The sequence below is a fragment of the Pseudomonas sp. G34 genome (genome assembly GCF_031119625.1).
In the GTDB taxonomy this organism is placed as follows: Bacteria; Pseudomonadota; Gammaproteobacteria; order Pseudomonadales; family Pseudomonadaceae; genus Aquipseudomonas.
In genome coordinates, this window is sequence record NZ_JAVHZV010000003.1 from 94,682 (window position 1) to 108,141 (window position 13,460).

Sequence of the window (13,460 nt, forward strand, 5' to 3'; positions counted from 1 at the left end):
CTCCAGCGCATCGGTTCAGGGTTTGATCTGCTTGAGGTCGTTGAGCAGACCCAGCAGCTGCTGCAGCTTTTCTTCGCCGAACTGTTCCTGAATGCGCTGGTAGTTGCGTTCCATGCCATCACTCATGGACTGGAAGCAGGCATGACCTTTTTCGGTGAGGTTGATGTGTACGCGGCGCTGGTCGGTGGAGCACTTGCGCCGTACGACGATGCCATCACGTTCCAGCCGGCTGAGTACACCGGTCATGCTGGGCTTGAGAATGCAGGCCTGTTCGGCCAGGCGAAAACTTTCCAGTTCCCCCTGCTGGCGCAAGATGCGGATGACCCGCCACTGCTGTTCGGTCAGGCCGTGCTCGTTGAGCAGTGGCCGAAAGAAGCTCATGGCCGCTTCGCGGGCCTGCAGCAGGGTAAGCGTCAAGGACGGTCGTGCAGAGGACATGGGCGTTCACATTACGGAAATTGGTAAACATTTTAACGAGATAAAGCAGATGGCACACCGCGTCAATGGCATGCAGGTACTTGGCATGCTCAGACATGGCCAGCGGCAGCCTCGATCAAGCCCATACCCGGCCTCGCTCGTATCCTGAAGCCAACTGACTCGCGCCACGGCCCGAGGTCGGCAATTCATTTGCAGCAGGAGCTACGCGCCCATGGCCACTTCACTCGTATCGACCCTCTCCGCCGTCGAAGGCTTTCTGAACAAGCGCCATCGCTCCTTCGTCGATGGCAGCCAGGGCAGCCTCCAGCACGGCAGAACCATGGACATCTTCAACCCGGCCAATGGGCAGGTTCTGGCTCAGGCGGAGCTGGCGGACGCAGCAGCGGTGCACGCCATCGTGACCTCGGCCCATCGCGCCTTCACCTCGGGCTGCTGGAGCATGCTGGCGCCTGCCGTACGTGAGCGCACCTTGCTGCGCTTCGCCGATCTGGTCGAAGCCCATGGCGAGGAGCTGGCCCAGCTGGAAACCCTCAACCAGGGCAAGTCGATCCAGCTGTCACGCGCCATCGAAGTCGGCGCCTCGCTCAACTACATGCGCTACATGGCCGGTTGGGCCACCAAGATCGAAGGCCAGACGCTCGACGTGTCCATCCCCATGCCGGAGAACGCCCGCTTCAATGCCTATACCCGCCGCGAACCGGCTGGCGTCGTGGCCGGCATCGTGCCGTGGAATTTCCCGATGATGATCGCCCTGTGGAAGGTCATGCCGGCGCTGGCCTGCGGCTGCACTGTGATCATCAAGCCGGCTGACGAAACCCCGCTGACCGCCCTGCGCCTGGCAGAACTGGCAATCGAAGCGGGCATTCCGGCCGGGGTGTTCAACGTCCTGATTGGCCGTGGCGCCGAGGTCGGCCCCGCGTTGGTGGCCCACCCACTGGTGAACAAGGTGTCCTTCACAGGCTCCACCGCTGTCGGCAAACAGGTAGGCGTTGCTGCTCTAGAGAACATGACACGCTTCACCCTCGAACTGGGCGGCAAGAATCCCATGCTGCTGCTGGAGGATGCCGACATCGACAAGGCCGTGGCCGGCGCCATCGGCGGTGGCCTGCTCAACCAGGGCCAGGTCTGCGCGGCCGCCTCGCGCATCTATGTGCCGGCCCGCCACTACGAGCGCTTCGTCGAGGCGCTCAGTGCCCAGGTCAGTGCGCTGAGCCTCGGCGCCGGCATGGATACCAACGCGCAAGTGGGCCCCCTGGTGTCGAAGAAGCAGCAAGGCAGTGTGCTCGACTACCTGCAGATCGCTCGCCGCGAAGGCGCGCGTTTCGCCGCCGGCGGGCAGGCCGTGGATCTGCCCGGCTACTTCGTCGCCCCGACCGTGCTGGCGGACATGCAGCAGCGCATGACCTGCGTGCAGGAAGAGATCTTCGGCCCGGTGCTGTCCGTGGTGCCCTATGACACCACCGAACAGGCATTGCAGATGGTCAATGACAGCCGCTATGGCCTTACCGCCAGCCTCTGGAGCAATGACCTGGGACGGGTGATGGAGCTCATCCCGCAGGTCGAAGCCGGCACGGTGTGGGTCAACAACCATGTGCCCGTCGACCCCAACCTGCCCTTCGGTGGCTTCAAGCAATCGGGCATGGGCCGTGAATTCGGGCGCAGCGCCATCGAGGGATTCACCGAACTCAAATCGGTGTGCATCACCTACTGATTCGGTGCACAGACGCAGGGCTTGCTGGCACGCGCATCAGCGCCCTGCGCCAGCAAAAGTGCAATTGATTCACCGAAACAGCCATTAAAGGCGGTGCTCGCCACCATCACTATCACCGCAACAGGATCAGATGGATCGGCGGGCCAAGAATCTCGTTTACATATTAACTTTAAAGTTAATATATTAACTAAATGAGATGCCACACCGGCCACACCGCATGCCCCGAGCAGGAGAACAAGAAATGAGCCGCCCCACCGAACAGGCCGCCACCGGAACGCTCTTCGGCGTTGCCTTGAATTACCAGGGCCTGCTGCGCAGCCGCCTGGCCGAGTTCAACGAGCCGCCGTACCAGCAGCCACCGCTCAAGCCGGTGCTGTTCATCAAAACGCCCAATACCCGCAATGCTGACGGTCAGCCAGTGGTCATGCCTGCGGGCGAGCGCCTGCAACCGGGCCCGGCCCTGGGCGTGGTGATCGGCAAGACGGCCAGCCGCGTCGCCGAGCAGGATGCCCTCGCCCATGTCGCCGGCTATGTGATCGTCAACGAATTCAGCCTACCGGAAGAGAGCTACTACCGCCCCGCCGTCAAGGCCAAGTGCCGCGATGGTTTCTGCGCCCTCGGCAGCGAAGTGATCGAGCTGGCCGACCCGCACGCCCTGACCCTCAAGGTGCTGGTCAACGGCGAGGTTCGCCAGGAAAACACCACTGCCAACTTCGTGCGCAGCATCCCGCGCCTGATCGCCGAACTCAGCGAGTTCATGACCCTGCATGCAGGCGACGTGCTGATCACCGGCACGCCTGAAGGCCGCGTCGACGTGCAGCCGGGCGATGAGGTGGTCGTCGAGATCAGCGGCCTGGGCCGCCTGACCAACCACATCGTGGCGCAATAAGGAGAGCAGCATGAAACACGCCCGTATTCGCTACGAGAACCAGATTCACGCCGTCACCGTCGAGGCGGACAACGCCGTGCGTTTGACCGATGGTCGCCTGCTCGCCGAAGCTGACGTCGAGTGGCTGCCGCCTGCCGAAGGCAGCATGTTCGCCCTCGGCCTGAACTACGCCGACCATGCCGCCGAGCTGGCCTTCAAGGCGCCGACCGAGCCGCTGGCCTTCATCAAGTCGCCCGGTACCTACACCGGTCACAACGGGGTGACCTGGCGCCCGGACAACGTCAAGTACATGCACTACGAGTGCGAACTGGTGGCGGTGATCGGCAAACAGGCGAAGAACGTCAAGCGCGAAGACGCCCTGCAGTACCTGGCTGGTTACACGGTGTGCAACGACTACGCCATCCGCGACTACCTGGAAAACTACTACCGCCCCAATCTGCGGGTGAAGAACCGCGACTGCACCACCCCGGTCGGGCCGTGGATGGTCGACGCCGCCGACGTGGCGGCCCCGTCCAAGCTCACGCTGCGCACCTGGATCAACGGCGAGTTGAAACAGGAAGGCAGCACGGCGGACATGATCTTCGACATTCCGTATCTCATCGAATATTTCTCCAGCTTCATGACCCTGCAGCCGGGCGACATGATCGCCACCGGCACGCCGGAAGGCCTGGCCGACGTGGTGCCGGGCGATGAAGTGGTGGTGGAAGTGGAAGGCGTTGGCCGGCTGGTCAACCGCATCGTCAGCGAATCCGAATTCTTCGCCGCCCGCGGCAAGTGACACCTACGAGGCAGACAACATGATCAAGCACTGGATCAACGGCCAGGAAGTCGAGAGCCGCGAGACGTTCACCAACTACAACCCGGCCACCGGCGAGGCCATCGGCGAAGTCGCCAGCGCTGGCGCCGAGGAAATCAATCGCGCCGTGGCGGCCGCCAAGGAAGCCTTCCCGAAGTGGTCGAACACCCCGGCCAAGGAGCGCGCCAAGCTGATGCGCAAGCTGGGTGAGCTGATCGACCAGAACGTGCCGAAGCTGGCCGAGCTGGAAACCCTGGATACCGGCCTGCCGATCCACCAGACCAGGAACGTGCTGATCCCCCGTGCCTCGCACAACTTCGACTTCTTCGCCGAAGCCTGTACGCGCATGGATGGCCACAGCTACCCGGTCGACGACCAGATGCTCAACTACACCCTTTACCAGCCGGTCGGCGTGTGTGGCCTGGTCTCGCCGTGGAACGTGCCGTTCATGACCGCCACCTGGAAGACCGCGCCTTGCCTGGCCTTCGGCAATACCGCGGTTCTCAAGATGAGTGAGCTGTCGCCGCTGACCGCCAATGAACTGGGCCGCCTCGCGCTGGAAGCGGGCATTCCGCCGGGCGTGCTCAACGTGGTGCAGGGTTACGGCGCCACCGCTGGCGATGCCCTGGTGCGCCACCCGGACGTGCGCGCGATCTCCTTCACCGGCGGCACCGCCACCGGGCGCAAGATCATGCAGACCGCCGGCCTGAAGAAGTACTCCATGGAGCTGGGCGGCAAGAGCCCGGTGCTGATCTTCGACGACGCCGACCTCGACCGCGCCCTCGATGCCGCGCTGTTCACCATCTTCTCGCTCAACGGTGAACGCTGCACCGCGGGCTCGCGCATCTTCATCCAGGAGAGCGTCTACGACCAGTTCGTCGCCGAGTTCGCGGCGCGCGCCAAGCGGCTCATTGTTGGTGATCCGACCGATCCGAAAACCCAGGTCGGTTCGATGATCACCCAGGCGCACTACGACAAGGTCACCGGCTACATCAGGGTCGGTATCGAGGAAGGCGCCAACCTGCTCGCCGGTGGTCTGGATCGTCCGGCCGGCCTCCCTGCCCATCTGGCCAAGGGGCAGTTCATTCAGCCGACCGTATTCGCTGATGTCGACAACCGCATGCGCATCGCTCAGGAAGAGATCTTCGGCCCGGTGGTGTGCCTGATCAAGTTCAAGGACGAAGCCGAGGCGCTGCGCCTGGCCAACGACACCGAGTACGGCCTGGCTTCCTACATCTGGACCCAGGACATCGGCAAGGCGCACCGCCTGGCCCGTGGCATCGAGGCCGGCATGGTGTTCATCAACAGCCAGAACGTGCGTGACCTGCGCCAGCCGTTCGGCGGCGTGAAGGGCTCGGGTACCGGCCGCGAAGGCGGCGAGTACAGCTACGAGGTTTTCGCCGAGGTGAAGAACGTGTGCATTTCCATGGGTAGCCACCACATCCCACGCTGGGGCGTGTGAAGGCCTGCCCGCGCCAATGATTCGAACGGGCTCACTGCCCGCTCGCACTTGCTGCGTGCAGACCCACCACAAGAAATCGCGAGGAGACATCGTCATGGGCAAAGTCGCTCTAGCAGCCAAGATCACCCACGTTCCATCCATGTACCTTTCGGAGCTGCCTGGCCCGCGCCAGGGCTTTCGTCAGGCAGCCATCGACGGCCATAAGGAGATCAGCCGGCGCTGCCGCGAGCTGGGCGTGGACACCATCGTGGTGTTCGACACCCACTGGCTGGTCAATGCCAACTATCACGTGCTCTGCGGCCCGCACTTCAAGGGTATTTACACCAGCAACGAGCTGCCCCACTTCATCAGCAACATGGAATACGAATTCCCCGGCAACCCGGAGCTGGGCAAGCTTCTGGCGGCCGAGTGCAATCGCCAGGGCGTCGAGACCATGGCCCACGACGCCACCACCCTGGGCCCCGAGTACGGCACCCTGGTGCCGATGCGCTACATGAACCAGGACCAGCACTTCAAGGTGATCTCGGTCTCGGCCCTGTGCACCTCGCACTACCTGGCCGATAGCGCGCGCCTGGGCTGGGCCATGCGCAAGGCCGTGGAAGATCATTACGACGGCACCGTGGCGTTCTTCGCCAGCGGCTCGCTTTCCCACCGTTTCGCCCAAAACGGCCAGGCGCCGGACTTCGCCACCAAGGTATGGAGTCCGTTCCTGGAAACCCTCGACCACCGCGTGGTGAAGATGTGGGAGAACGCGGAGTGGAAGGAGTTCTGCGGCATGCTCCCCGAGTACGCATCGAAGGGGCACGGCGAAGGCTTCATGCATGACACGGCCATGCTCCTCGGCGCCCTGGGCTGGTCGGACTATGACGGCAAGGCCGAAGTGCTCACGCCGTATTTCGGCTCGTCAGGTACTGGCCAGATCAACGCCGTGTTCCCGGTAACGCCCCAGGATGGCTCGGCGATCCCGCCGGTTCAAGCGGCCAACCCGGCCGGCGTGCAGTCCACCAGCCGCCTGTAGGAGGTCGCTCATGCCCCATCTGGTTCTGCTTTACAGCCCCGATGTCGAGCGTGACGTGAACGTCGCCGGGCTGTGTCGCGCGCTGGCCGACTGCATGCTCGAACAACGCGATGAAGCCGGCAAGGCGGTGTTTCCCACCGGCGGCACCCGCGTGCTGGCCTACCCCGCCGCTCACGCCGCGGTGGCCGACGGCAAGGGCGACTACGGCTTCCTGTACGCCAACCTGCGCATGGGCGCCGGCCGCAGCCAGGCCGTTCACCAGCAGGTCGGCGACAGCCTGATGCGGGTGCTGCACGCGCACCTCGACGACCTGCTCACCAGGCGCCCCAGCGGCGTCACCCTGCAGATCGACGAAAGCCCGGGGCAGGTCTACGACGGCAAGCACAGCAGCCTGCACCCGCTGTTCAACAGGCCAGCCTGACGCCGGGCGCCTTGCGCCCTTACCCACGCGTATCAACAACAAAAAGAACAAGATCATGAGCCCAGCCGAATCCGCCGTAACCGGCGCGGCGTATGCCGTCAGCGACTCCACACACCGCACCGTGACCTGGCGGCTGATGCCGCTGCTCTTGGTGTGCTACCTGTTCGCCCATCTGGATCGCATCAACATCGGCTTCGCCAAGATGCAGATGAGCGCCGATCTGCAATTCAGCGATACCGTCTACGGTTTCGGCGCCGGGCTGTTCTTCATCGCCTACGCGCTGTTCGGCGTGCCCAGCAACCTGGCCCTGGATCGGGTCGGCCCGCGCCGCTGGATCGCCACCCTGATGGTGGTCTGGGGCCTGCTGTCGTCGTGCATGTTCCTGGTAGAGAGTGCCAGCGGCTTCTACACCCTGCGCTTTCTACTCGGTGTGGCCGAGGCCGGTTTCTTCCCCGGCATTCTGGTCTACCTCAACCGTTGGTACCCGGCGCGCCGGCGCGCGCAGATCACCGCCCTGTTCGCCATCGCCGTGCCCATGGCCGGGGTGATCGGTGGCCCGGTTTCCGGCGCCATTCTTGACCTGTTCCACGATGCTGGCGGCCTGCGCGGCTGGCAGTGGATGTTCCTGCTCGAAGGCCTGCCGGTGGTGGCGCTCGGCCTGCTGGTCTGGTGCGTACTGCCGGAGCGCTTCGAGCAGGTGAGCTGGCTCGACGAAACGCAAAAAAAGCGCCTGCGCGAAGAGATGGCCAGTGAGGAACAGCGCAAGACCATCACCTCCTTTTCCGGCGTGCTGCGCAACGGGCAGGTTTGGCTGCTGGTGGCGATCTACTTTGCCGTGATGCTGGCGGTCAACACCCTGGCCTTCTGGATGCCCAGCCTGATTCACGGTGCTGGCGTAGCCCGCGACAGCCAGGTCGGCCTGCTCAGCGCCATTCCCTATCTGGCCGGGGTGTTCTTCATGCTCGCCTGTGGCCGCTCCTCGGATCGCCGCCGCGAACGCCGCTGGCACCTCAGCATGCCGCTGCTGATGTGCGCGGTGGGCATCGCCGCTACTGGCGTCGCGCCGGATAGCGCCACATTCGTGATGGCAGGCCTGGTCATCGCCGGCATGGGTGCCAGCGCGGCCCTGCCGATGTTCTGGCAGTTACCGCCGGCGTTTCTGTCCGACCGCACCCTGGCGGCCGGCATTGGCCTGATCAGCTCGTTCGGCAGCATCGCCTCGTTCCTCGCGCCCTACCTGATCGGCTGGATGCGCGACACCACCCAGAGCGCCAGCCTCGCCCTGTTCGTGCTGGCCCTGTTCATCGCCCTCGGCGCGGCGTTGGTACTGCGCACGCCCGCCGCCCTCGTCAATCCACGTTAAGAGATAGCTCCCATGCTCGACTCGACCTTCATTCAAGAGGCCGCCGCCCGCCTGGACGCCGCCGAGCGTTCGCGCCAGCAGGTGCGCCAGTTCTCCCTGGAGCAGCCGCACATCACCATCGAGGATGCCTACGCCATCCAGCGCGCCTGGGTCGCCAAGAAGATCCAGGACGGCCGCAAGCTGGTTGGCCACAAGATCGGCCTGACCTCGCGCGCCATGCAGGTTTCCTCGAACATCAGCGAGCCGGACTACGGCGCGCTGCTCGATGACATGTTCTTCGACGAAGGCACCGACATTCCCTTCGAGCGCTTCATCGTGCCGCGGGTCGAAGTGGAGCTGGCGTTCATTCTTGGCAAGCCGCTCAAAGGCCCGAACGTGACGATCTTCGAGGTACTGGACGCCACTGAATGGGTGATTCCGGCACTGGAGATCATCGATGCGCGCATTCAGCAGGTCGACCCGGACAGCAAAGCCACCCGCAAAGTGTTCGACACCATTTCCGACAACGCTGCCAATGCGGGTGTGGTCATGGGCGGCCGCGCGGTGCGACCGACCGAAATCGACCTGCGCAAGGTGCCGGCGGTGCTTTACCGCAATGGCGTGATCGAGGAGTCCGGCGTGTCCGCAGCGGTTCTCAATCACCCGGCCAAAGGCGTGGCGTGGCTGGCCAACAAGCTGGCGCCGTACGATGTCACCCTGCAGCCCGGGCAGATCATCCTCGGCGGCTCCTTCACCCGGCCGGTGGCAGCCAGCCCCGGCGACACCTTCCACGTCGACTACGACATGCTCGGCAGCATCGCCTGCCGGTTTGTCTGAGTACAGGAGCCGGTCATGGACATGCCCATCAACACCTTCAAGCAGCGCCTGCAATCAGGCCAAGCGCAGATCGGCCTGTGGCTCGGCCTGGCCGATCCCTACTGCGCGGAGCTGGCGGCCAATGCCGGCTTCGACTGGCTGCTGATCGACGGCGAACACGCGCCCAACGACCTGCGCGGCCTGCTCGGCCAACTACAGGCCGTGGCGCCCTATGCCTCTCAGCCGGTGATTCGCCCGGTGATCGGCGATACCGCGCTGATCAAGCAGATCCTCGATATCGGCGCACAGACCCTGCTGGTGCCGATGGTGGAAAGCGCCGAACAGGCCCGCGAACTGGTGCGCGCCATGCACTACCCACCCAGCGGCGTGCGCGGCGTGGGCAGTGCCCTGGCCCGTGCTTCACGCTGGAACAGCATTCCCGGCTACCTGGATAAAGCGGACGCACAGATGTGCCTGCTGGTGCAGATCGAGAACCTCGAAGGCCTGGCCAGGCTGGATGAAATTGTCGCAGTCGACGGCGTCGACGGTGTCTTCATAGGCCCCGCCGATCTCAGCGCCGCCATGGGCCACCGTGGCAATCCTGGTCACCCGGATGTGCAGGCGGCCATCGAGGACGCGATCCTACGTATCAGCAAGGCGGGCAAGGCCGCCGGGATCCTCAGTGCCGATCAGAAGCTGGCACGCCGCTACATGGAGCTTGGCGCCAAATTCGTCGCCGTCGGCGTCGACACCACCGTGCTGATGCGTGGCCTGCAAACCCTGGCGGCGGCGTTCAAGGACGCACCGACACCCACCAGCAACGGCGGCGTGTACTGACCCTGCCTTCCACGATTGGCCAAGAGAACCACATGAAACTCTCCGATCTGCAGTTGTTGCGCGAACAGGCGTTCATCGATGGCCAGTGGGTCGAGGCCGACGACAAGGCGCGCTTCGCCGTGACCAATCCGGCCAACGGCGAACTGATCGCTGAGGTGGCCTCCGTCGGCCAGGCCGAGACCGCTCGCGCCATCGCCGCCGCCAAGGCTGCCCTGCCGGCCTGATGCCCGACGTCTGTAAACCTTATTCAGGACGGGACACAGACGCAAAACGCCAAAAGCCCGCAGTTACGCGGGCTCTTGGTTTTCCTGACCACTGACTACCGGCTTACGCCGGACGCGGGATCATTCCCACTCGATGGTCGCTGGCGGCTTGCTCGACACGTCATAGGTGACGCGGGAGATGCCGTCGATTTCGTTGATGATCCGGCCGCTCACGGTTTCCAGCAGCTCGTAGGGCAGGTGCGCCCAGCGTGCGGTCATGAAGTCCACGGTTTCCACGGCGCGCAGGGCGACGACCCAGGCGTAGCGACGGCCGTCGCCGACCACGCCCACCGATTTGACCGGCTGGAACACCACGAAGGCCTGGCTGGTCTTGTGGTACCAGTCGGCCTTGCGCAGCTCTTCGATGAAGATGTGGTCGGCACGGCGCAGGATGTCGGCGTATTCCTTCTTCACCTCACCGAGGATGCGCACGCCCAGGCCCGGGCCCGGGAATGGGTGGCGGTAGACCATGTCGTAGGGCAGGCCCAGCTCCAGGCCGATCTTGCGCACTTCGTCCTTGAACAGTTCGCGCAGTGGCTCGACCAGCTTGAGGTTCATTTCCTCCGGCAGGCCGCCGACGTTGTGGTGCGACTTGATCACGTGGGCCTTGCCGCTCTTGGCGCCAGCCGACTCGATCACGTCCGGGTAGATGGTGCCCTGGGCGAGGAACTGGATGTTGTCCAGCTTGCTGGCTTCGGCATCGAAGATGTCGATGAAGGTGCGGCCGATGATCTTGCGCTTCTTCTCCGGGTCGGCTTCGCCGGCCAGGTTGTCGAGGAACTGCTTCTCGGCGTCGGCGCGGATCACCTTGACGCCCATGTTCTCCTTGAACATGGCCATCACCTGGTCGCCTTCATGCAGGCGCAGCAGGCCGTTATCGACGAACACGCAGGTCAGCTGGTCGCCGATGGCCTTGTGCAGCAGCGCCGCGACCACCGAGCTGTCGACGCCGCCGGACAGGCCCAGCAGCACGTTGGCCGAACCCACTTGCTGACGCACCTGGGCGATGGCGTCCTCGACGATGTTGGACGGCGTCCACAGGGCTTCGCAGCCGCAGATCTCCTGCACGAAACGGGTGAGGATGCGCCCGCCCTGCTTGGTGTGGGTCACTTCCGGGTGGAACTGCACGCCGTAGTAGCCGCGGGCGTCGTCGAACATGCCGGCGATCGGGCAGCTCGGGGTGCTGGCCAGGATGTTGAACTGGGCGGGCAGCTCGGTGACCTTGTCGCCGTGGCTCATCCACACGTCCAGGCCCAGCACGCCGTCGGCGTCGACATGGTCTTCGATACCGTCGAGCAGGCGGCTCTTGCCCACTACATCAACGCGGGCATACCCGAACTCGCGCAGATCGGAGCCGGCGACCTTGCCGCCCAGTTGCTCGGCCATGGTCTGCATGCCGTAGCAGATGCCCAGCAGCGGTACGCCGAGGTCGAACACCGCCTGCGGCGCTCGCGGGCTGTTGGCTTCGTGAACCGACTCCGGGCCGCCGGCGAGGATGATGCCGCGCGGGGCGAAGGCACGGATATCGTCTTCGGACATGTCCCAGGGATGCAGCTCGCAGAACACCCCGATCTCGCGTACGCGGCGGGCGATCAGTTGGGTGTACTGGGAACCGAAGTCGAGGATCAGGATACGGTGAGCGTGAATGTCGAGGGCCATGACTCTGTTCTCGTCAGGTGGAAGCAGAAACAACGCGGGGCTGTCGATACAGCCCCGTTATTCATACAGTGTGAAAATCGATTTGCCGCGTCGCGAGCGATGAGCAGGCAAGGCGGAGAGAAGCGAGAAAGCGGAGTTTGCTGGAGCAAATGAGCATTTCGAGTTTCTCTCCAACGCAGCATGCTCAAGCGCAGCAGCGTCAAATCGATTTTCAGCCGACCCGGTAGTTCGGGGCCTCTTTGGTGATCTGCACGTCGTGGACGTGGGATTCGGCCATGCCGGCACCGGTGATACGCACGAACTCCGGCTTGGTGCGCATCTCTTCGATGGTCGCGCAGCCGGTGTAGCCCATGGAGGCACGCAGGCCGCCCATCAGCTGATGGACGATGGAGCCCATGGCGCCCTTGTAGGCCACACGGCCTTCGATGCCTTCGGGGACCAGCTTTTCGGCACCGGCCGAGGAATCCTGGAAGTAGCGATCCGAGGAACCCTGGGCCTGGGACATGGCGCCCAGCGAACCCATGCCGCGGTAGGCCTTGTAGGAACGGCCCTGGAACAGCTCGATCTCGCCGGGCGCTTCTTCGGTACCGGCCAGCATGGAGCCGATCATCACGGCAGAGGCGCCAGCCACGATGGCCTTGGACAGGTCACCGGAGAAGCGGATGCCGCCATCGGCGATCAGCGGAATACCGGTGCCTTCCAGCGCGGCGGCAACGTTGGCCACGGCGGAGATTTGCGGCACGCCGACACCGGCGACGATACGGGTGGTGCAGATCGAGCCTGGGCCGATGCCGACTTTCACCGCGTCAGCGCCCGCTTCGGCGAGGGCCAGTGCGGCAGCGCCGGTGGCGATGTTGCCGCCGATCACCTGGATGTCCGGGAAGTTCTGCTTGACCCAACGCACGCGCTCGATCACGCCCTTGGAGTGACCGTGGGCGGTATCGACGATGATCACGTCGACGCCGGCATGGGCCAGCGCGGCCACGCGGTCACCGGTATCGGCACCAGTGCCGACGGCAGCGCCAACGCGCAGGCGACCCTGGTCGTCCTTGCTGGCCAGCGGGTAGGCTTTGGCTTTTTCGATATCGTTGACGGTCATCATGCCCTTGAGGGCGAATTTGTCGTCGACGATCAGCACGCGCTCGATGCGGTTCTTGTGCAGCAATTCGCGGGCTTCGTTCTTGTCCGCACCTTCGCGCACGGTGACCAGACGCTCTTTGGGCGTCATCACGTCACGCACCAGAGCGTCCAGGCGGTTCTCGAAACGCACGTCGCGGGAGGTGACGATACCGACCAGGTCGCCGTTGCTCAGCACCGGCACGCCGGAAATGTTGTTCTGGCGGGTCAATTCGAACAGGTCACGCACCGTGGCATCGGCCTCGATGGTGATCGGGTCCTTGACCACGCCGGACTCGAACTTCTTGACCTTGCGCACTTCGGCAGCCTGCTGCTCGATGGTCATGTTCTTGTGGATGATGCCGATGCCACCCTCCTGCGCCATGGCAATGGCCAGGCGGGCTTCGGTGACGGTATCCATGGCGGCGGAAAGCAGCGGGATATTCAGCTCGATGCCGCGGGTAAGGCGAGTCTTGAGGCTTACGTCCTTCGGCAGAACGTCGGAGAAACCGGGAATGAGAAGAACGTCGTCGAAGGTAAGGGCTTCTTGACTGATACGCAGCATGGCGGGGGGCTCCCAGGCGGGAAATTGGAAGCGCGCCATTATACCGAGTCAGCGGCTGTCACTCAATGTAAAGAATGGCGATCGACCGTTCGGCATTTAACCGCAATGATTCTTGGTGAACAGGGAA

The 13,460-nt window shown here is 64.1% G+C and carries 12 protein-coding genes and 1 pseudogene; 10 read left to right on the forward strand and 3 right to left on the reverse strand.

Going from position 1 to position 13,460, the window contains the following annotated elements; translation table 11 throughout:
• Window positions 1-15 precede the first annotated feature (15 nt).
• On the reverse strand, window positions 16-438 hold the full coding sequence (gene hpaR, locus QYS36_RS02230; RefSeq protein WP_308837947.1) for a homoprotocatechuate degradation operon regulator HpaR: 423 nt from the start codon (window positions 436-438) through the stop codon (window positions 16-18).
• A gap of 211 nt (window positions 439-649) precedes the next feature.
• Between hpaR and QYS36_RS02235 the strand changes: the two genes are divergently transcribed.
• The 10 genes and pseudogenes from QYS36_RS02235 to QYS36_RS02280 all read left to right on the forward strand — a co-directional run.
• Window positions 650-2,149 carry an aldehyde dehydrogenase family protein gene (locus QYS36_RS02235; protein ID WP_308837948.1) on the forward strand — a complete coding sequence of 500 codons (1,500 nt, stop codon included), beginning with the start codon at window positions 650-652 and terminating at the stop codon, window positions 2,147-2,149.
• A 241-nt stretch (window positions 2,150-2,390) separates the two neighbouring features.
• Window positions 2,391-3,038: a fumarylacetoacetate hydrolase family protein gene (locus tag QYS36_RS02240; RefSeq protein ID WP_308837949.1), complete on the forward strand. Its 648-nt coding sequence runs from the start codon at window positions 2,391-2,393 to the stop codon at window positions 3,036-3,038.
• A gap of 10 nt (window positions 3,039-3,048) precedes the next feature.
• Window positions 3,049-3,816, forward strand: coding sequence for a fumarylacetoacetate hydrolase family protein (locus QYS36_RS02245; protein WP_308837950.1), 768 nt, complete (start codon window positions 3,049-3,051; stop codon window positions 3,814-3,816).
• 19 nt (window positions 3,817-3,835) lie between these two features.
• The gene (gene hpaE, locus QYS36_RS02250) at window positions 3,836-5,296 is read left to right on the forward strand and encodes a 5-carboxymethyl-2-hydroxymuconate semialdehyde dehydrogenase (RefSeq protein WP_308837951.1); all 1,461 of its coding nucleotides are present in this window, start codon (window positions 3,836-3,838) and stop codon (window positions 5,294-5,296) included.
• A 94-nt stretch (window positions 5,297-5,390) separates the two neighbouring features.
• On the forward strand, window positions 5,391-6,314 hold the full coding sequence (gene hpaD, locus QYS36_RS02255; RefSeq protein ID WP_308837952.1) for a 3,4-dihydroxyphenylacetate 2,3-dioxygenase: 924 nt from the start codon (window positions 5,391-5,393) through the stop codon (window positions 6,312-6,314).
• A gap of 10 nt (window positions 6,315-6,324) precedes the next feature.
• Window positions 6,325-6,735, forward strand: coding sequence for a 5-carboxymethyl-2-hydroxymuconate isomerase (locus QYS36_RS02260; RefSeq protein WP_308837953.1), 411 nt, complete (start codon window positions 6,325-6,327; stop codon window positions 6,733-6,735).
• A gap of 55 nt (window positions 6,736-6,790) precedes the next feature.
• Window positions 6,791-8,098, forward strand: a complete 1,308-nt coding sequence (locus QYS36_RS02265; RefSeq protein ID WP_308837954.1) for an MFS transporter — start codon at window positions 6,791-6,793, stop codon at window positions 8,096-8,098.
• Between the two features lie 12 nt (window positions 8,099-8,110).
• Window positions 8,111-8,914: a 2-oxo-hept-4-ene-1,7-dioate hydratase gene (gene hpaH / locus QYS36_RS02270; RefSeq protein WP_308837955.1), complete on the forward strand. Its 804-nt coding sequence runs from the start codon at window positions 8,111-8,113 to the stop codon at window positions 8,912-8,914.
• A gap of 15 nt (window positions 8,915-8,929) precedes the next feature.
• Complete coding sequence (gene hpaI / locus QYS36_RS02275) at window positions 8,930-9,730, forward strand: 4-hydroxy-2-oxoheptanedioate aldolase (RefSeq protein ID WP_308837956.1); 801 nt, start codon at window positions 8,930-8,932, stop codon at window positions 9,728-9,730.
• 32 nt (window positions 9,731-9,762) lie between these two features.
• Window positions 9,763-9,951 (forward strand): annotated as a pseudogene (locus QYS36_RS02280) (aldehyde dehydrogenase family protein); the annotation flags it as partial.
• 123 nt (window positions 9,952-10,074) lie between these two features.
• Here the strand turns inward: QYS36_RS02280 and guaA are convergent.
• Window positions 10,075-11,652, reverse strand: coding sequence for a glutamine-hydrolyzing GMP synthase (guaA, locus tag QYS36_RS02285; protein ID WP_308837957.1), 1,578 nt, complete (start codon window positions 11,650-11,652; stop codon window positions 10,075-10,077).
• 211 nt (window positions 11,653-11,863) lie between these two features.
• The gene (guaB, locus tag QYS36_RS02290; RefSeq protein WP_111461920.1) at window positions 11,864-13,333 is read right to left on the reverse strand and encodes an IMP dehydrogenase; all 1,470 of its coding nucleotides are present in this window, start codon (window positions 13,331-13,333) and stop codon (window positions 11,864-11,866) included.
• Between the last annotated feature and the right edge of the window lie 127 nt (window positions 13,334-13,460).